Raw genomic sequence first — 16,947 nt, forward strand, 5'->3', positions numbered from 1 at the left:
TTGAGCTGGAATCCGTCTTGGCGCGATCGATTTCGCTCGCTCGCCCGCTCAAACGCAATGTTTATCTTGGAATGCGCCGTGCCGAGGGTTGGAGCGCGCGCATGAGACCACTTCGGGGACTTCTAGCCCATGACGACCTTGATCGAAGCCCAGAATCTGGTTCGGCTCTATCCCGGCGTGCGCGCCGTGGATGGCATCAGCTTTCGGGTCGAATCCGGCCAGTGTTTCGGTCTGCTGGGGCCGAACGGGGCGGGGAAGACGACGACGCTCGAAATGCTGGAGGGCATTCAGACGCCGACCTCCGGCCATGTGCGCTTCAAGGGCCAGCCGCTGGGGCGTGACTATCGGGAGGTCGTCGGGATCCAGTTCCAGGCGACCGCCTTGCAGGATTTCCAAACCGTGGAGGAGTCGCTGGCGATGTTCGCCAGTCTTTATCGGCGCACGGCGGAGCGCGAGGAACTGATCCGGCTGTGCCATCTGGCCGATATCCTCGATCGCGATACCCGCAAGCTCTCGGGCGGGCAACGCCAGCGTCTGCTGCTGGCGATCGCCCTGGTCAACGCGCCCGAGCTGGTCTTCCTGGACGAGCCGACCACCGGGCTCGATCCCCAGGCGCGGCGCAATTTCTGGGGTCTGATCGAACAGGTGCGCCGACGCGGGACGACGGTGCTGCTGACAACCCATTACATGGAGGAGGCGGAGCGGTTGTGCGACCGGGTCGCGATCGTCGACCAGGGGCGCATCATCGCCGAGGGGCGTCCGGAGGAACTGGTGCGCGAGCATTTTCCCTCGCGGATCATCCGGCTGCCGGATTCGGCCTGGCCGGCGGACCGGCCATTGCCGCCCGACGCCCTGGAGCGCAACGGCGAAATCGAGTTCCATGCCGAGGAGGTCACGCCGATGCTGGCCGAACTGGAACGGATCGGGGCGGATCTGAGCGGCCTGCGGGTGGCGACGCCGAATCTGGAGGATCTCTTTCTGAAACTCACTGGACACGCACTCAGGACCTGACCCATGTGGAAACGCATCATTGCCGTTCTGGTCGCCCGCAATCGTGAGTTCTATCGCGATCGGGCCGGTCTGAGCTGGAACATTTTGATGCCGATCATGATGGTCCTGGCCTTCGCCTTCATCTTCCAGGGCGATGGGGAGGATCTGCTCAAGATCGGCGTGGTCACCCCGGATGGCGATCTGGCGTCGGTCGAGTCGCCGTTCCTCGCCCTCAAACACATCGGCTTCGTCCCCCTGACCGAACCCGAGGCGGCGGTCATCAAGGTCGAGCGTCATCAGTTGGATCTCTTGCTGGATCCGCGCGCGGAGCCGGTCTATTGGGTGAATCTCAACTCGGCCAAGGGCTATCTGGCCGAGCGTCTGCTGCGCGACGCCTATGCGACGCCGGGGGGAGTCGCGCCGGAGCGTCAGACCGTGAGCGGCGAAGCCCTGCGCTATGTCGATTGGGTGCTGCCGGGCGTGCTGGCGATGAACATCATGTTCTCCAGTCTCTGGGGCGTCGGTTGGGTGATCGTGCGCTATCGCAAGAACGGGGTGCTGCGGCGGCTCAAGGCCACGCCCTTGAGTCCCTGGGAATTCCTGACGGCGCAGGTGGTTTCGCGACTGATCGTGGTGCTGGCGGCGAGTCTGGTGGTCTATCTGGGCGCGGCGCTTCTGCTGGATTTCCCGATGCGGGGCTCCTATCTGGCGCTCTTCCTGGTCTATGTCGCCGGTTCACTCTGTCTCATCAGCCTCGGCTTGATCATCGCCGCGCGGCTGCGTACGGAGGAGGTGGCCGACGGACTGCTCAATCTCATGTCCTGGCCGATGCTGCTGTTGTCCGGGGTCTGGTTTTCGATGGAGGGCACTAGCGCCCTGGCTCAGACGGCCTCGTCCGCGCTGCCGCTGACCCATGTGGTCGCGGCCGCCCGGGAGGTGATGATCGATGGGGCCGGGGTGCTGGAGGTGCTGCCGGAGATCGGACTCTTGCTGGCGCTGGCGGCCGGCTTCCTGACCCTGGCGACCTGGATGTTCCGGTGGGAGTAGCGGGCCGCTTCAGCCGATGGCGATCGGCTGGCGGTCCGAGGCTGGATCAACTGCCGCGGCGGTCCGAGCCCAGCACCTTGACCTCGACCTTGGCGACTCCGCGCTTGACGATGCCCAACTCCTGAGCGGCCTGTTTGGATAGATCGAGGATGCGGCCCTTCACGAAGGGTCCGCGATCGTTCACGCGAACGACGATGCTGCGTCCGGTTTTGGTGTCGGTGACCCGTATCTTGGTACCGAGCGGCAGGGTCTTGTGGGCGGCGCTGAGCCGATGCTTGCTGTAGACCTGACCGCTGGCGGTCTTTCGGCCGTGGAGACTGTCGTGATAGAAGGATGCGGTCCCTTTCTGGACATGACGGATTGCGCCATCGGCTAAGGTCGTGCTGGCGAAGGGCAGTAAGGATGCCAGCAGCCCGGCGGTGATAAGCGTCTTCTTCATGGAGCCAACCTCTTTAGTGCGAAGGAAGTCACGGTGCCGCGACGCGGACCGGATTCCCTTCGTTGACTAGGAAAGGCTGGAGTTTACGGGAAAACCCTATATGGGGTAAACCCTGATCTCGTGACCAGTTTCACACTTGTGTGCGAGGCGGGGGTTCGGGCTGTCCGCCCGAACCTTGAATGCGCTTCAATCCTTGGGTAAGGACATCAATGATTTCAAAGCGCTATCTATCCATCACGCCTCGTGGCTGATCGGTCGATTCGCTCCCTTGGCATCGTCGCAGTTCATGTCCGTCATGGCGCCGACCAGCTTGGCCGAGAGATGCGGCCAGGCGCTCGTCAGGGAGACCAGTACGCTCGCCAGATAGGGAATCGCCTGGACCACGAGCACGGCCGCCCACACCCGCACATCGAGCATGAAGCCATCATCGCGCATCAGGACCAGCACCGCCGCGAGCAGGAAGGCGAAGGCGAACAGCGCCTCCTCGCGGGCATCGGCCAGGGCGCGGATGACCGCGGGTGCCTCGGCCATCTTCGGCGTGCGAAAGAACCCGAGCTTCCCGGTGATGAGTCCGCCGAACATGGCGCGCGCGATGGTGTGCGAGAGCGCGAGCCCCGCGAGCCCGGCGGCGAAGCTCTGCCGCAGGGTCGCCGTGACCCGACGTCGATAGAGGAAGAAGCTCTTCGACATCTTGAACAGGAACAGCACCAGGGGCACCAGGGCGACGGTCATGTAGGGCGGGGTGATATTGAGCGGGGCCACAACCATCGCCACCGACCAGGCCAGCGCCGCGAAGTTGAACAGCAGGTTGAAGCCATCCGCGAACCAGGGCAGCCAGCCGGCGACGAAGTGATAGCGCTGTCCGGCGGACAGCGCGGTCTTGCGCACGCCCAGGAGTTCGCGCCAATGGCGCAGCATGATACGCACCGCGCCATAGGCCCAACGGTAACGCTGCTTTCTGAAGTCCGCGAAGGTATCCGGCATCAGGCCGCGCCCGTAGGTGCAGGGGATATAAAGCGCCTTGTGACCGGCCTCGAACAGACGCAGGCCCAGTTCCGCGTCCTCGGTGATGCACCATTCGGCCCAGCCATTGACCTCGTCGAGCGTCTTACGCCGGATCATGGTCATGGTGCCGTGCTGGATGATGGCGTTGCGCTCGTTGCGCGTGACCATGCCGAGATGGAAGAAGCCGCGATATTCGGCCATGCACATCGCCTTGAAGGCGTTCTGATGGGCGTCGCTGTAATCCTGCGGCGCCTGGGCGATCGCGACCTCCGGATCGGAGAAGGCGGGAACCAGGTGACGCAGCCAGAGCGGCTTGACGATGTAGTCGGCGTCGATCACGGCGACGACCTCGGCCTTGGGGTCGGTCTCGCGCAGGGCGAAGTTCAGCGCCCCGGCCTTGTAGCCCGCGAGCGGATCGACATGGAAGAAACGGAAGCGTTCGCCGAGCCGTTCGCAATAGGCCTGCACGGGTTGCCAGACATTGGGATCCTTGGTGTTGTTGTCGATCACCAGGATCTCGAAATGCGGATAGTCCAGCGCGGCGAGCCCATCCAGCGTCTGGACCAGCAGTTCCGGCGGTTCGTTGTAGGCGGGTACATGCACCGAGACGAACGGTAGCTCGTCGTCCGGAACCGCGCGCAGCGGGAAGGGGCGACGCCACTTGCGCAGCCAGATCGACTCCGCCCATTCATGCGCCTCCGCCATCAGCAGCACGATGACGCCCAGGCCGCCGATCAGCAGCAACAGCCCCACGATGGTCGTGGCCGGCGTCATGTAGAGGCGGGTGTAGTCGTAGACGATCCAGACGGCGGCGGTCGAGGTCGCGTAGGTGATCAGGGCCAGGAAGCTTTTGCCGCGCTTGGATAGGGTGGTGCTGTCGCGATAGAGAAAGACCAGCAGCAGCACCCCGATGACGACCGACAGCCCCGCCAGTTCGCGCCAGTATGGGATGCGCACGACCGGCTCGGTGAACTCGAACTTGGGCTCGCGATTATCGTTGTAGACGCCCCAATAGGTTCCGGTAGCGCCCTCGGTCTTCAGCTTCCAGAGCTGATCGAAGGCTTCCATGACGTAATAGACGTATTGCTCGGATTCCGCCTTCTCCAGGAAGCGGCGCAGGAAGCGGGTCTGATTGGCGGCCGAGGCCTCCGCCCCCCGGTTGCGCCGGCCATTACTGGGCCAGCCGACCTCGCCGATGATGATGGGCTTATCGGGGTAAGCCTCTTTCACCTGGTTGTAGCGATTGACGGCGTAATCCACCGCCTGCTCCAGAGGCACACCCTCCCAGTAGGGCAGCAGATGGATGGTGATGAAGTCGACGTGCTCGACCAGCTTGGGGTACTTGAGCCAGACATGCCAGGGCTCGGCCGTGCTGACCGGCAGCCAGGTGAGCTTGCGCACGCGATCCAGATAGTCGACCAGATCCTTGACATTCACGTCGTCGCGCAGGATGGCCTCGTTGCCGACCATGACCCGCACGATATTGCGATGCCCCTTGGCGAGCACCTCGCCCAGGCGCTTGATCTCGATCAAGTTGGCGTCCTGATCGGGGCCGATCCAGGCGCCGAGCGTCACGTTCAGGTCATGGGCCTCCGCGAGACGCGGGATTTCCGCCAGTGTGCTCTCCACCGTATAGGTGCGGACGGCATGGGTGCGGCCCTTGAGCAGGGCGAGATCGGCGTCGATGTCCGCGATGCTGGGAAAGCGCTTCTGGCTGGGGTCGTCGTCCGCGCGCATGGGCGCGAAGGAGAAGCCCTGGATGCGGGTCGGCCATGGCGGCTCCTCGCCGGGCCGATTCAACAGCCACCAGGCCAAAACCGTCAGCACGGCGATCAGAATGGGGATGACGAAATTGATGGAACGATTCATGGCGGAGTGCTGGTTGATGTCGATTCAGGGGTCGGATCCGTGCCGTTCATACGATGTGGCTAGGATGTAGTGGTGCTTGGGAGCACTCCGATCGGGATGGCTAGCCCCTTGCCGGACGCGAACGCCGTGAAATAGCCGGTCGGCGGCGGCCAGGCTGGAGGGCGATGCAAAGGCCGGGGTCCATGAGTGGCCTCATCGGATGGAGCGTCACACGCCGGAGCGGGACCGATGAGCGGCGCCCCGAACCGCGCCCGCGCATCATAGCCTGATCCGGGGTTTGGGTTTAGGGCGAGTGAGCCTGCTCTCGGGTGAGGGCCTGATCCGTTCGTGGCGAGGTGAGACGGCCTCCCGCAAATGGAAAGGCCCCGCCGTGTCGGGCGGGGCCTTTGGTTCGGATCCGACGGGTTGGCCCGAGCCGTCACGACGGGTTCGCGCGCTCGTCTCGTCGTTTCGTTTGGGTATGGCGACCCGCTCAGGGTGTCATTCGGGCGCGAAAACCCTGGAGTCAGACCTCGATCTCTCGACGACGGTAGCCGATCCCAACGACGCCAAGCAGCGCGGAGCCGAACAGCCAGGCCGCGGCGGGAATCGGAACGGCGGAGACGGTGACGCTTTTTAGTTTGAAGCCGTCGTTGGTACAGTCAGGATCTCCTCCGGTTCCACAAGAAGTCTGTGCAAAAATCCGCCATTGACTGTCGAGGATTTCATCGATGGTTTTGTCCTCATCCGACGTTAGGTCGATTGTCCACTCCTGGAGGTATCCCTTATCTGTATCAATATGTAGGTTGCCGGCAGAGTAACCCCCATAGCCTAGAGTCATGTCGCCGTCGGTGCGCCAGATGGTGAGCACGATTTGCTCGATCTTCACAGCTTCCGAGAAATCCAGCTTGATGTAATCAATTCCATTTGAGTTGTCGATGGTGTGCCAGTGGTCGGCACTGTCATCATTCCGCCAACCGTCCTTGTTGTTGGTGACGCCGAGCCCAGTGTCGTAGATGCCAAGAGTGACGTTCTTGTCCGTCGGCGTCGTTCCATGTACCGTCCATGCGGTAGTTTCCACGGTAGTAATGCCATCATCTCCGGTCCATTTATACACCGTGCCGGTTTTGGTATATGTGTCGGTCGCGAAATTGAAGGTGGCCGCCTGCGCCGTTACCGATCCGCCAAGCGCTAGGAGCAGCCCGCCAGCCACTACAAAATTATTCAATAGTTTCATTTCGTCATCTCCGATCCAAATCCGCTTTCAAGACAAATTCCGTAGGGGGCGAATAGGCGACCGAATCGCATGCGAGCGCCAAAGACCATATTATTACTTTGTGTTAAGCGGTTATCGTGCCAACAGCGCTGTCCGCGATCATCGGCTTTATAATCTTTTGTTTTCAGACGCTTGGGTCTGAAGTGGCGCCGAGGGCTGGATTTTGGCGCCGAGAGACTCGAGATGAGAGCGTCACATAACCTTGACGCGGATCAAAAGTTCCCTGGTTGTTGCATGTCTATCAAGGCCTTGAGTCGCACTTGACAGGATCCGTTTGTCACAGTTTAGAGACAGATCGAGGTGCGATTCGATGTGGTGCCCCTGATCGTGAGGGTGCGCGGGGGCTGTTTACGGGGGCGGTTCGTCCGTCGACGCCTCGTACCGATACCCCACTCCGTAGACCGAGTGAATCACCTCCTGGTCGGGCAGCAGCTCGGAAAGCTTGCGTCTGAGCTTCTTGACATGGCTGTCGATGGTCCGATCGGAGACGACCCTATGGTCCCGATAGATACGGTCCATGAGCCGGTCGCGCGAGAAGATTCGGCCGGGCGATCCGTGGAGCGTTTCAAGTAGGGCGAACTCGACGGCGGTGAGTTCGATCTCCCGGTTTCCCGAGCGGACCCTGAGCTGGTCCGACTGAAGGCTCAGGGGGCCGGGTTCGCTTGAGCGTTCCGGGGTCAAGGTTCGGCGCAGAACCGCCTTCACCCGCGCGACCAACTCGCGCGGGCTGTAGGGCTTGCAGACGTAGTCGTCGGCGCCGAGTTCCAGCCCCAGCAGCCGATCGATCTCATCGACGCGGGCCGTAGTCATGATGATCGGGGTCTGGCTCTCGGCGCGAATCTCCCGGCAGATGGTCAGCCCATCCTTGCCCGGCAGCATCAAATCCAGCAGGACAAGGTCGGGATGCTCGCGCTGCGCCCACTCGACGACCTGCGATCCGTCCGCCAGATGATGCACCCGGTAGCCGGCGGCCCTGAGGTAATCCGCGACCAGCAGGGCGAGGCGCGGTTCGTCCTCGACGATGAGAATGAGTGGGGTGTCCTGCTCGTGCATGGCTGGGTCGATCCTCGGCGTGGTTGGGTGGGTATCAGGTTGGTAGGGTCACGCGGATCCAGAGCCCTCCGCTCGGGGCGGCATCCGCGGAGATGGCGCCGCCATGGGCCTCGACCACGTTCTTGACGATGGCGAGGCCGAGTCCCGCGCCACCGGTATGGCGGCTGCGGGAGGCGTCGACCCGGTAGAGTCGCTCGAACAGGCGCGGCAGGGCGTCCGCCGGCACCCCAGGGGCGGTGTCCTGGAAGTCGATCACCAGCAGGCGTTCGCTCTGGCCAAGCCGGACGGTCAGGCCGCCGCCGGGGTCGGTGTACTGGAGGCTGTTGCTGATGAGGTTGCGGAAGAGCTGGGAGAGCCGGTGCGCGTCCGCCCGAAGGGTGACGGGCTCGGTGAGCGTGTCGGCGAACTCGAGCTGGAGTCCGGCGTCCTGGAAGGCGCGTCTGAAGGCGTCGATGTCCGCGCTCAAGACCTCCGAGAGATCCGTGTCCTCCATGCGATAGCCCAGCGCGCCCATGTCCGTGGTGGACAGCTCGTAGAGATCGTCGACCAGGCGTCCCAGTCGCAGGACATCGCCATGCAGGGCATCGGCCGAGGCGCGGTCGAATGGCCGCACACCGTCCTGCAGGGCCTCCAGTTCGGCGCGCAGCAGGGCGATCGGGGTGCGCAGCTCGTGAGAGATGTCGGCCACCCAGCGCCGGCGCGCCTGCTCGTTGCGCTCCAGGGCCGCGGCCAAGGCGTTGATGTCGCGTCCGAGACGGGCGATCTCGTCGCCTCCGGTCGAGGGCACCCGCGCGCTGAAATCGCCGGCGGCCAGTCGGCGGGCGGCCTCCTGAAAGCCGCGGACCGGGCGGACGAGCCGCATCGACAGGGGATAGGCGAGGGCGGCGGAGAGCAGCAGCATGGCCAGCGCGATGATCCAGAGTCGGTCCCCCTGAGTGGCTCGAAAGCGCAGCTCGGCCATTTCGGGGGCGGGCGAGCCTGGCAACAGGGCGAGATCTCCGATGTGTTCGCCATCGGATTCCAGTGGATAGCGTCGGGTGCCCTCGATCAGCGCGGCGCGCCCGAAGAGGATTTCGCCATCGGCGTCGAGGAGCATCAAGCGAAGCTCCAGGGGGGCTGGCCGCCCCCGGTCGCGCAAATGCTCTAGGGTTTCCAGTGGTGGCCAGGCGCCGGGTTCGGATTCGATGTCGCGCATCCATGGCGGTCGACGGTCGAACCGATCCCGCTCGGAACCCCGGTCGAAGAGAGGCTCGCGACGTCCGATGAGGGCATAGAGCCAGAGGCGGGTATTCTTGGCCAGCGGTTCCCAGGAGTTCTCGCGACGGTAGATGTCGACCAGGCGATCGCTGATGCGGGCGATCCGCTCTTGCTCGCGAGCGTCGGCGAATTCCACCAGACCGCGCTGAAACGACCACTGGACGAAGGCGTGTGACCCGGTCAGCACCACGACGCAGGCGAGGAGGAGGGTGAGGAACAGCTTGGAATGGATCGATAGCCGCATGTCGGGATGTTGGCCGCCCAGGTTGCAAGAAAGATGGATGGATGGGCGGCCCGCTCTCTAAGGACGCGGACCGTCGGAGTCGGATTGGCGGCCGTCAGTCGTTGGCGCCCTGTTCTTCGGGGCAACGATGGATTTCGATGGTCAGATGCGCGAGTGCGAGGTGGTGGGGCAGGCGTTGCTTGATGTCCTCCGGCGAGAGTGACTCGTGCGAGACGACGGCGATGATCGCGGCATGGATCCCCGGTCCGATCGACCAGAGATGCAGGTCGGAAACGCGATCCGAGCCGACTTTCTCGATGCTGTCCCGGATGGCGGAGCGCATCGCTTCGGGGCCCCGGCGATCCAGTAGAACCGAGCTGGTCGACTCCAGCAGTCCCCAGGACCAGCGCGCGACGAGCGCGGCGCCAACCAGCCCCATCAGGGGGTCCATCCAGACCAGCCCCAGGTATTTCCCGGTCAAAAGCGCGAAAATGGCCAGCAGCGAGGTCAGCGCGTCGGCGAGAACATGGAGGTAGGCCGAGCGCAGATTGTGGTCGTGGTGAAGATGGCTGGTTTCGCCGTGGTGATGATCCTGATCGTGACTTTCCGATCCCGGCGTTAGGCTCGTTTCGCCCGGCTCGTTATCCCCGTGGTGATGGTCGTGGTGTCGAGTGCCCAGGATGACGACGGAGACGCCGTTGACGATCAGCCCGAGAATCGCGACGGTGATCGCTTGATCGAAGGCAATGCGCACCGGCTCGACCATGCGGGCCAGGCTTTCCCAGGCCATCAGTAACGCGAATATGGCCAGCAGGATGGCGCCACTGAAGCCCGCCAGCGCATTGACCTTGCCGGTCCCGAAGCTGTAGCGCGGGTCATGGGCGTGTTGGCGGGCGTAGAAATAGGCAAAGGCGGAGATGCCCAGCGCGGCGGTGTGCGAGGCCATGTGCAGTCCGTCCGCCAGCAAGGCCATGGAGCCGAAGGCGATGCCCGTGGCGATCTCGATGACCATCATGGTGGCGGTGATCAGGATGACGAGGAGCGTCTTGCGCTCGCCAGGCCGCCGCGCGTCCTGGCCGAACACATGGTCGTGCTGCCAGGGGTGAGGGTTCTGGGTGTGCATGGTGAGGATTTCGCGCGAATGTCGAGTTTAGATAAGCCTGTAGCGGCCGGAGGTATGGTTCCGAGCTGGCGTCAGGCGTGACCGATGCGGCGGAGTCAATGCTAATGGATCTTGTTAGCGGGATAAACGGGCGTCGTGGGCGGCGTCTGGAGTCGCGCCAGGTCGGTCGTGCGTGTCGCCGCCTTGAGTGGTGGCCCGAGATCGAGCGCGATACGGTGACAATCGTGCATGCGAGAAATACAATCCCCTGAATCTTGTGAGCAAACTCCAGCTTTCGAGGCCGCTGGCGGCGGCCCCGTCGATCTGACTTTTTCATCCCCTGAGTGTCGTCGATTCCATGCGGCTCGCTTTCGCTGTCTCGTTGACGATACGTCAAGGCCCTTCGTTGATCCGAATCTAGAGAGGAAGTGCTCGTGAAGTTTGCGGCGAAAAGAACCTGGCCAGAAAAGTCATCATCCTGGGAGCATCAGGGAGACGCGGATGCTGTTGAAGCCTTCGCGTCGGAGTTTGCGAAGATCGAGCGGTTGGCGGTCGATACGGAATTCGTTGTCATGGGCAAGGATGGCGATGACCAGAACATCCGCTTCTTCCGTGTCGCCAGCACGGCTCCTTATGCGCTCGTGCCGGCGGAGTCGAGGACGGGCGGGGCCATGGCATCGCCGGCTCCCGAGCGGACGGATACGTCCAGCGCGGCCGAAAGCGATCCGCCAGAAACCGACGGCGATCCGGTGGCTCTGCCAAGTATCCAGCCGGTCATTTCCATGGTGTTCTACATGGGCAAGGTCGCCGTCATCGCGACGGTCGGCATCGCCCTGATGGCTGTTTTCATCAGTCTCCTCAAAGGCTGGCTCGAGTAAAGCACGGGGACGAACCTTCGTTTCCTGGCCGGATCGCCCCGAGAGTGGCTGGCTGTCGGGCCGATTTCAGCCGGGGAGTCGCTGGCTGGCCGCGTCTCGGATTCGTGCATGTAAAACCTGCTTGACATCCGTGCGTGTCAAGCTAAGATGACACCCAGGATCTCGATGGGTCCTACAGGTTTCAAGTCCGAGAAGTTGGACATGACATGCACCGGCGGTTAGCTGTCCCATGTTCCGTTGCGGTGCGAGTGGCGACATCACATATCCAGAGTATGGAGGCCAACAATGGCTGATATGAAGAGTCTGTCGGGTCTGACCGAGCAGCAGGCAAAAGAATTCCACGAGCAGTTCAAAGTGACCTACACCGCGTTCGTGGGTCTGGCCGCTCTGGCACATCTGTTCGTCATCGCGGCGAATCCTTGGTGGTAGTGGGAGATATATAGTCATGGCAATTGAATTCATGGGCTACAAGCCAATCGAAAATGATTACAAGTTCTGGCTGGTCGTGAATCCCGCGACTTGGCTGATCCCGACGCTGATCGCCGTTCTCGTCACGGCACTGCTGGTTCATGGCGTCGCCTTCTCGCTGGAAGGCCAGGGCTGGCACGCTGCCGCGCCCGCCGCCGTCGAGGCCGCTCCGGTCGAGGCCGCGCCAGCTAGCTGAATTCGTATCGTCGCGACACTGTTTGTCGCGGTGGAACAATCGCCGTCTGTCAAGACAGAGGCACTTCAATCATTCCTTTGGGAGGCATACCAATGGCCGAGCAATCCTTGTCGGGTTTGACCGATCAGCAGGCGAAAGAATTTCACGAGCAGTTCAAAGTGACCTACACCGCGTTCGTCGGTCTGGCCGCTCTGGCTCACCTGTTCGTGATCGCTGCCAATCCTTGGTGGTAAACCGGTTTTAATTCTCTACTTACAGAGGTCAATACAATGAGCGACGTCGCAAAGCCGAAAAACCCCGAAGACGATTGGAAGATCTGGTTGGTTGTGAACCCGGCTACCTGGTTGATGCCTATCCTGCTGTCCGTTCTGGCCATTGCCATCGCGGTCCATTGGGTTGTGTTTGCTGTTGGTCTCGGCTGGAGCGCGTAATCGCGTAGCTGAGATATCCGGTGGCTTTAGGGTTACTGGAAGTGCATGGGCGTGCATCTGGCACGCCCTGCGCGTTTGTGCCAAAAACGTATTGCTGATTTAATCTTCTAACCAAGGTTTGGAGTCGCAGCGGTTTGCTGGGGTTCCACCTTCTGGCTTTGAAACCGGCAGCCATGCTGGTTCTTTCTTGTTTCCGCGCTACTGCCCTCTTCTTCTTCTTTTGCGTGGGTCTATCATCCTCCTGGCGTGCGGCCCAGAGCTGCAAGACTGGCTTGATCCAAGCGAGTGGCCTTAGCCCTAGCTCATTCGTCGGCCGTGAATCCGAAACATCCGCGGCGAACTCCTCTAGGGCGCGGCCCGCGTCACGGTCATGTGCCTCGACGGCTGTTCAAGCGCGACGATGTGGATTTCATCGGCTTGGCCGCCTTGTGTCATGACGACGGATGTCCGCCTAACTGACGGGCGACAAGTTTCAGTGTCCAAAAGTCTTGACATGTTTTCGTGTCAAGCTAAGATGACACCCAGGATCTAGCAAGGATCCTAAAGTATCAAGACCAGCTAGGAACATGTTGAGGATCCATTTAGCCGTAACCTCGGTAACATGTTTCTACTCGGTATCGTAAGTGGCGACATTCAGTATTTACGGAGGCCAACAATGGCTGATATGAAGAGTCTGTCGGGTCTGACCGAGCAGCAGGCAAAAGAATTCCACGAGCAGTTCAAAGTGACCTACACCGCGTTCGTGGGTCTGGCCGCTCTGGCACATCTGTTCGTCATCGCGGCGAAACCTTGGTTTTAATTTAAGGGGTAATGACAATGGAATTCATGGGCTACAAGCCGCTCGAAAATGATTACAAATTCTGGCTGGTCGTGAATCCCGCGACTTGGCTGATCCCGACGCTGATCGCCGTTCTCGTCACGGCGCTGCTGGTTCATGGCGTCGCCTTCTCGCTGGAAGGCCAGGGCTGGCACGCTGCCGCGCCCGCCGCCGTCGAGGCCGCTCCGGTCGAGGCCGCGCCAGCTAGCTGAATTCGTATCGTCGCGACACTGTTTGTCGCGGTGGAACAATCGCCGTCTGTCAAGGCAGAGGCACTTCAATCATTCCTTTGGGAGGCATACCAATGGCCGAGCAATCCTTGTCGGGTTTGACCGATCAGCAGGCGAAAGAATTTCACGAGCAGTTCAAGGTGACCTACACCGCGTTCGTCGGTCTGGCCGCTCTGGCTCACCTGTTCGTGATCGCTGCCAATCCTTGGTGGTAAACCGGTTTTAATTCTCTACTTACAGAGGTCAATACAATGAGCGACGTCGCAAAGCCGAGAAACCCCGAAGACGATTGGAAGATCTGGTTGGTTGTGAATCCGGCTACCTGGCTGATGCCCATCTTCTATGCCCTGTTGGTGCTCGCTATCGCCGTGCATTGGGTCGTGTTCGCGGTCGGTCTCGGCTGGCAGTGATCCTCCACGGATCGGAGTCGATCATCGAAAGTTGACAACGGCTCCGGCCGACGTACCTCAAGGTGCGTCAAAGCGGTGGATAGAGCGCGGAATAGTTTGGCGTGTTCTGTCCACCGTGTGTTTCCAGTTCGCTCCGCCTGTGCTTCACTTCTGCTTTGTCCCCCTCTTTGTCCCCCTGGCGTTTCGTGGAACGCGCCCTTGTCATGCCTACGTCAGTGTTGTCCTCCGTTTCGGTGTCGATTCATGGTCAAGGATCTACCCCGAACCTTCCAATGAGGCTCGCGGGGGCGTACCATCCCGCCTTTCTCGCGTCAACATCCAGCGCGGCGGACGTTTGGTTCATGAGGGCCGAGCGCGGTCGTGTTCGATGGCTATTGGCGTGCATCGGGCCTGACCGGATTTAATCGCGGTACCCCAAATCAAGCTTTTGGAGATGATATCGGCATGAGTCAACCAATAGATCCACGGTTACTCGCCTGGCGCGAACTCGTAAAGAAGCTGATGCCTTTCGCGGATGTGGCGACGCCAGATCTGCCTCTGAGCCGCCTGCTGCGTTTGTCGCTGTTCCAGGTTTCGATCGCGATTGCCATGGTTCTGCTCACCGGAACGCTTAATCGGGTCATGGTCGTGGAACTCGGTGTTCCCACCTGGCTGGTCGCGACCATGGTGGCCCTGCCGTTGGTTTTTGCCCCATTCAGAGCACTGATCGGGCATCGCTCCGATTATCACCATTCCGCGTTCGGGCTACGCCGCATTCCCTATATTTGGTTTGGCAGCATGTTGCAGTTCGGTGGCTTTGCGATCATGCCGTTCGCATTGCTGCTGCTGGCCGATTCCGCGAACAGTCTCAATATCCTTGGCAAGATTGGCGCCGCGCTAGCGTTTCTGATGGTCGGAGCCGGCTTGCATACCACTCAAACGGCAGGGCTTGCCCTGGCGACCGACCTTGCCCCGCCCGATAAGCGCCCGCGAGTGGTCGCTCTACTCTACGTGACCCTTCTGCTAGGTATGTTGCTCAGTGCGCTGCTGTTCGGGAAGTTATTGACGAATTTCTCGCAGCAACTTTTGATTCAGCTGATTCAGGGGGCCGCGGTCGCGACGATCGCGCTGAATTTGATTGCCTTGTGGAAGCAGGAAGCGGTTGATCCGGTCCGTGCGGCCAGTCGAGCAACGCGGCCCCCGTTTCTTGAAACCTGGCGCGCTTTTGTCAGAGGTGGTCGGGCCAGTCGCTTATTGGTTGTCGTTGGGCTCGGAACCGCAGGGTTCACGATGCAGGATATTCTGCTCGAGCCCTATGGGGGGCAGGTTCTGGGAATGACGGTCTCTCAAACCACGGCGCTGACGGCCTTGTGGGCTGCGGGAACCCTGGTTGCTTTTGTTCTGTCGGGTTTTGTTCTTGGGCGAGGCGGCAGAGCCTATACGCTGAGCGCCGTTGGGCTTTTGTTTGGGCTCCTGGCCTTCTCGGCCGTCATTTTCGCGGCGACGTCAGGTTCGGTCGCGGTGTTCCGCATCGGTACGGCCTTGATAGGATTCGGCGGTGGGCTTTTAGCGGTTGGCACATTGACCGCAGCGATGGATCTGGCTGGAAGCGGAGAGCACAGCGGGCTTGCCCTTGGGGCCTGGGGCGCGGTTCAGGCGACGTCGAATGGAATCGCGCTGGCGCTGGGCGGAGTCATGCGTGATGTCGTCTCTGGAGTCGCGGGTTCGGGTGCTTTAGGTGCCGATTGGGTCGGTCCAGCGGTTGGGTACGCGGCTGTATATGCCTTCGAAATGCTGCTGGTGGTTGCCGCGCTGATCGTCATCGCTCCGCTTGCGTTGAAACGTAGCGCGGATCCAGTACGCGGGCCTTCGAAAATCGGCCTCGATCATCTTCCCTGATCGCGAGTCAGCGGACTCGCCTCCACGGATGGCCTCCCGTGATCTCCTCTGGGGGCCATCCGCTAAGTCAGCAGATATTTTGTTTGCGTTTAAACACTTGATCTAGACTCGCTCGCCCGGAAAATGTCCCGGCATGGTGTCCGTGCGTACCTGCCTTGGATGCATCGGATATCCTTGATGGAACACGCTCGGCTCATCGGATTAGCTGGCGGCTGCTTCGTTGCGTACTTGTTCGATCAACTGGTCGGCGATCTCCAGAAGACCAGGAAGCCCCTTCGCCCGATTCCCCAGAACCACGTAACGTCCCGCGACCGCGATCGTTGGTACTGCGTCGATTTGGTAACGGCCGACCAGATAGTCGCTGCGCCCTACCTTTGTCTGGACATCGAAGGAGTTGAAGGCGTCCGTGAAGGCTTTGGTATCGACGTCCCTGCCGCTCAGCCATTCGATGATCGCCGGTTCCGTATATAGCTTCGCACGCTGTTCGTGCAAGGCGTCGAACACATCCTGGTCGAGTCTGCTCAGATCCCCCGTGCTTTCCAGCGCATAGTACAAGCGGGCGAGATTGGCCCATGCCTGGCGCCCAAAAGTGACTGGCACGCGCCGCAAAACGACATCCTCCGCTAGCCTAGGCTCCCATGACTTAATGAGGGGGTTGAGCGTGCTGCAATGTGGGCAACCGTAGGAAAAAAACTCCAGAACTTCGATTTTATTCGGGGTGTCGCTCGGTTGCGGGGGGCTGATCGATCGCCAGTCCTGTCCTTCCACGAGATTCGCGAGGGTGGGGGGCACCACGGACGCGGTGATGACGCCAAGCAAGATCTGACTGAAATGTCTGCGACTCAAGATCATCGAAAATCTCCAGAAAATTTAAGTTGTTCAGATGGCTATTGGGCTGCGGGTAATCCCTGTTTTCTCCGCGGGATCCAGGCAGGAGCGGCGGCGAAGACGACAAGGGAGGTTAACGATCAGTTGGCAGGGATTTGCCCGAGCATCCTATAGATAGTGTTCATCCTCGCAAAAACCTGTCGTCAAGAACAGGGATGGTCTGCGTAAGTCTACGAGGGGTTCGATTTGGCCCGTCCGCTGCCGACACATAGTGTCGTGCCCTGGATCCAAGGTTGAAAGAGGGTAATCGCGGCTCCTGTCGCGGTACCTCCGAGCGCTAGCGCATTCGGAACAAGCGGGGTAATCCAATTCTTGAGTGGGAGGGTTCGTCTTATTTGAAGGCTCTGTTGTTTGAGTTTGAGCTTGAGCGTACCGTTGCTGTTGGGTCTTGACGGGCATTTGTAATTTGTTAGACTGCGCGGCCGTTCGAGGAGGAGGGCGGGAGGCTTGGATGCCGGGCCGGGGATCGGGTTCCTGGTTTAGGAGTGAGGGTGTCAAGATTTGGGTTAAG

20 protein-coding genes are annotated in these 16,947 nt (G+C 61.1%); 12 read left to right on the top strand and 8 right to left on the bottom strand.

What is annotated here, in order from left to right; all coding sequences use genetic code 11:
* Positions 1–129 precede the first annotated feature (129 nt).
* Complete coding sequence (locus CKO27_RS19025; RefSeq protein WP_200376501.1) at positions 130–1,011, top strand: ABC transporter ATP-binding protein; 882 nt, start codon at positions 130–132, stop codon at positions 1,009–1,011.
* A 3-nt stretch (positions 1,012–1,014) separates the two neighbouring features.
* The gene (locus CKO27_RS19030) at positions 1,015–2,037 is read left to right on the top strand and encodes an ABC transporter permease (RefSeq protein WP_200376502.1); all 1,023 of its coding nucleotides are present in this window, start codon (positions 1,015–1,017) and stop codon (positions 2,035–2,037) included.
* A 46-nt stretch (positions 2,038–2,083) separates the two neighbouring features.
* Here CKO27_RS19030 and CKO27_RS19035 read toward each other — a convergent pair whose 3' ends face one another.
* The 7 genes from CKO27_RS19035 to CKO27_RS25035 form a co-directional block, all read right to left on the bottom strand.
* Positions 2,084–2,476, bottom strand: a complete 393-nt coding sequence (locus CKO27_RS19035; protein ID WP_200376503.1) for a septal ring lytic transglycosylase RlpA family protein — start codon at positions 2,474–2,476, stop codon at positions 2,084–2,086.
* A gap of 234 nt (positions 2,477–2,710) precedes the next feature.
* A complete protein-coding gene (locus tag CKO27_RS19040; RefSeq protein WP_200376504.1) occupies positions 2,711–5,350 on the bottom strand; it encodes a glycosyltransferase in 2,640 nt (879 codons plus the stop codon).
* Positions 5,351–5,855: 505 nt separating this feature from the next.
* Positions 5,856–6,566 carry a VPLPA-CTERM sorting domain-containing protein gene (locus CKO27_RS19045; protein WP_200376505.1) on the bottom strand — a complete coding sequence of 237 codons (711 nt, stop codon included), beginning with the start codon at positions 6,564–6,566 and terminating at the stop codon, positions 5,856–5,858.
* Positions 6,567–6,953: 387 nt separating this feature from the next.
* Complete coding sequence (locus CKO27_RS19050) at positions 6,954–7,658, bottom strand: response regulator (RefSeq protein ID WP_200376506.1); 705 nt, start codon at positions 7,656–7,658, stop codon at positions 6,954–6,956.
* Between the two features lie 34 nt (positions 7,659–7,692).
* A complete protein-coding gene (locus CKO27_RS19055) occupies positions 7,693–9,159 on the bottom strand; it encodes an ATP-binding protein (RefSeq protein ID WP_200376507.1) in 1,467 nt (488 codons plus the stop codon).
* 94 nt (positions 9,160–9,253) lie between these two features.
* On the bottom strand, positions 9,254–10,261 hold the full coding sequence (gene dmeF / locus CKO27_RS19060; protein WP_200376508.1) for a CDF family Co(II)/Ni(II) efflux transporter DmeF: 1,008 nt from the start codon (positions 10,259–10,261) through the stop codon (positions 9,254–9,256).
* A 101-nt stretch (positions 10,262–10,362) separates the two neighbouring features.
* On the bottom strand, positions 10,363–10,491 hold the full coding sequence (locus tag CKO27_RS25035; protein ID WP_276570184.1) for a hypothetical protein: 129 nt from the start codon (positions 10,489–10,491) through the stop codon (positions 10,363–10,365).
* 183 nt (positions 10,492–10,674) lie between these two features.
* Here CKO27_RS25035 and CKO27_RS19065 point away from each other — a divergent pair, with 183 nt between their 5' ends.
* The 10 genes from CKO27_RS19065 (at position 10,675) to CKO27_RS19110 (ending at position 15,548) form a co-directional block, all read left to right on the top strand.
* Complete coding sequence (locus CKO27_RS19065) at positions 10,675–11,118, top strand: hypothetical protein (protein ID WP_200376509.1); 444 nt, start codon at positions 10,675–10,677, stop codon at positions 11,116–11,118.
* 285 nt (positions 11,119–11,403) lie between these two features.
* Positions 11,404–11,547: a light-harvesting antenna LH1, beta subunit gene (gene pufB / locus CKO27_RS19070; protein ID WP_007042216.1), complete on the top strand. Its 144-nt coding sequence runs from the start codon at positions 11,404–11,406 to the stop codon at positions 11,545–11,547.
* Between the two features lie 16 nt (positions 11,548–11,563).
* Positions 11,564–11,782, top strand: a complete 219-nt coding sequence (gene pufA, locus CKO27_RS19075; RefSeq protein WP_200376510.1) for a light-harvesting antenna LH1, alpha subunit — start codon at positions 11,564–11,566, stop codon at positions 11,780–11,782.
* Between the two features lie 92 nt (positions 11,783–11,874).
* Positions 11,875–12,015 (top strand): light-harvesting antenna LH1, beta subunit, encoded by a 141-nt coding sequence (pufB, locus tag CKO27_RS19080; RefSeq protein WP_007043386.1) that lies wholly within the window; start codon positions 11,875–11,877, stop codon positions 12,013–12,015.
* Between the two features lie 36 nt (positions 12,016–12,051).
* A complete protein-coding gene (pufA, locus tag CKO27_RS19085) occupies positions 12,052–12,213 on the top strand; it encodes a light-harvesting antenna LH1, alpha subunit (protein WP_200376511.1) in 162 nt (53 codons plus the stop codon).
* A 655-nt stretch (positions 12,214–12,868) separates the two neighbouring features.
* Positions 12,869–13,012, top strand: coding sequence for a light-harvesting antenna LH1, beta subunit (gene pufB, locus CKO27_RS19090; RefSeq protein WP_200376512.1), 144 nt, complete (start codon positions 12,869–12,871; stop codon positions 13,010–13,012).
* A 17-nt stretch (positions 13,013–13,029) separates the two neighbouring features.
* Positions 13,030–13,242, top strand: coding sequence for a light-harvesting antenna LH1, alpha subunit (gene pufA / locus CKO27_RS19095; protein ID WP_200376513.1), 213 nt, complete (start codon positions 13,030–13,032; stop codon positions 13,240–13,242).
* 92 nt (positions 13,243–13,334) lie between these two features.
* Positions 13,335–13,475, top strand: coding sequence for a light-harvesting antenna LH1, beta subunit (pufB, locus tag CKO27_RS19100; RefSeq protein ID WP_007043386.1), 141 nt, complete (start codon positions 13,335–13,337; stop codon positions 13,473–13,475).
* A 36-nt stretch (positions 13,476–13,511) separates the two neighbouring features.
* Positions 13,512–13,670: a light-harvesting antenna LH1, alpha subunit gene (gene pufA, locus CKO27_RS19105; RefSeq protein WP_200376514.1), complete on the top strand. Its 159-nt coding sequence runs from the start codon at positions 13,512–13,514 to the stop codon at positions 13,668–13,670.
* 444 nt (positions 13,671–14,114) lie between these two features.
* Complete coding sequence (locus tag CKO27_RS19110) at positions 14,115–15,548, top strand: BCD family MFS transporter (protein WP_200376519.1); 1,434 nt, start codon at positions 14,115–14,117, stop codon at positions 15,546–15,548.
* 201 nt (positions 15,549–15,749) lie between these two features.
* Here CKO27_RS19110 and CKO27_RS19115 read toward each other — a convergent pair whose 3' ends face one another.
* Complete coding sequence (locus CKO27_RS19115) at positions 15,750–16,400, bottom strand: thiol:disulfide interchange protein DsbA/DsbL (RefSeq protein ID WP_200376515.1); 651 nt, start codon at positions 16,398–16,400, stop codon at positions 15,750–15,752.
* Positions 16,401–16,947 lie beyond the last annotated feature (547 nt).

Source organism: Thiocystis violacea, from assembly GCF_016583575.1.
GTDB classification, from domain to species: Bacteria; Pseudomonadota; Gammaproteobacteria; order Chromatiales; family Chromatiaceae; genus Thiocystis; species Thiocystis violacea.

What these genes read in the sequence shown, in the direction of transcription:
- dmeF (WP_200376508.1), bottom strand. Translation starts at nt 10,261, where the DNA reads ATGCACACCCAGAACCCTCACCCCTGGCAGCACGACCATGTGTTCGGC.
- CKO27_RS19035 (WP_200376503.1), bottom strand. Translation starts at nt 2,476, where the DNA reads ATGAAGAAGACGCTTATCACCGCCGGGCTGCTGGCATCCTTACTGCCC.
- pufA (WP_200376510.1), top strand. Translation starts at nt 11,564, where the DNA reads ATGGCAATTGAATTCATGGGCTACAAGCCAATCGAAAATGATTACAAG.
- pufA (WP_200376513.1), top strand. Translation starts at nt 13,030, where the DNA reads ATGGAATTCATGGGCTACAAGCCGCTCGAAAATGATTACAAATTCTGG.
- CKO27_RS19050 (WP_200376506.1), bottom strand. Translation starts at nt 7,658, where the DNA reads ATGCACGAGCAGGACACCCCACTCATTCTCATCGTCGAGGACGAACCG.
- pufB (WP_007043386.1), top strand. Translation starts at nt 13,335, where the DNA reads ATGGCCGAGCAATCCTTGTCGGGTTTGACCGATCAGCAGGCGAAAGAA.
- CKO27_RS19025 (WP_200376501.1), top strand. Translation starts at nt 130, where the DNA reads ATGACGACCTTGATCGAAGCCCAGAATCTGGTTCGGCTCTATCCCGGC.
- CKO27_RS19115 (WP_200376515.1), bottom strand. Translation starts at nt 16,400, where the DNA reads ATGATCTTGAGTCGCAGACATTTCAGTCAGATCTTGCTTGGCGTCATC.
- CKO27_RS25035 (WP_276570184.1), bottom strand. Translation starts at nt 10,491, where the DNA reads ATGCACGATTGTCACCGTATCGCGCTCGATCTCGGGCCACCACTCAAG.
- pufA (WP_200376514.1), top strand. Translation starts at nt 13,512, where the DNA reads ATGAGCGACGTCGCAAAGCCGAGAAACCCCGAAGACGATTGGAAGATC.
- CKO27_RS19055 (WP_200376507.1), bottom strand. Translation starts at nt 9,159, where the DNA reads ATGCGGCTATCGATCCATTCCAAGCTGTTCCTCACCCTCCTCCTCGCC.
- CKO27_RS19045 (WP_200376505.1), bottom strand. Translation starts at nt 6,566, where the DNA reads ATGAAACTATTGAATAATTTTGTAGTGGCTGGCGGGCTGCTCCTAGCG.
- pufB (WP_007043386.1), top strand. Translation starts at nt 11,875, where the DNA reads ATGGCCGAGCAATCCTTGTCGGGTTTGACCGATCAGCAGGCGAAAGAA.
- CKO27_RS19110 (WP_200376519.1), top strand. Translation starts at nt 14,115, where the DNA reads ATGAGTCAACCAATAGATCCACGGTTACTCGCCTGGCGCGAACTCGTA.
- pufB (WP_200376512.1), top strand. Translation starts at nt 12,869, where the DNA reads ATGGCTGATATGAAGAGTCTGTCGGGTCTGACCGAGCAGCAGGCAAAA.
- pufB (WP_007042216.1), top strand. Translation starts at nt 11,404, where the DNA reads ATGGCTGATATGAAGAGTCTGTCGGGTCTGACCGAGCAGCAGGCAAAA.
- pufA (WP_200376511.1), top strand. Translation starts at nt 12,052, where the DNA reads ATGAGCGACGTCGCAAAGCCGAAAAACCCCGAAGACGATTGGAAGATC.
- CKO27_RS19040 (WP_200376504.1), bottom strand. Translation starts at nt 5,350, where the DNA reads ATGAATCGTTCCATCAATTTCGTCATCCCCATTCTGATCGCCGTGCTG.
- CKO27_RS19030 (WP_200376502.1), top strand. Translation starts at nt 1,015, where the DNA reads ATGTGGAAACGCATCATTGCCGTTCTGGTCGCCCGCAATCGTGAGTTC.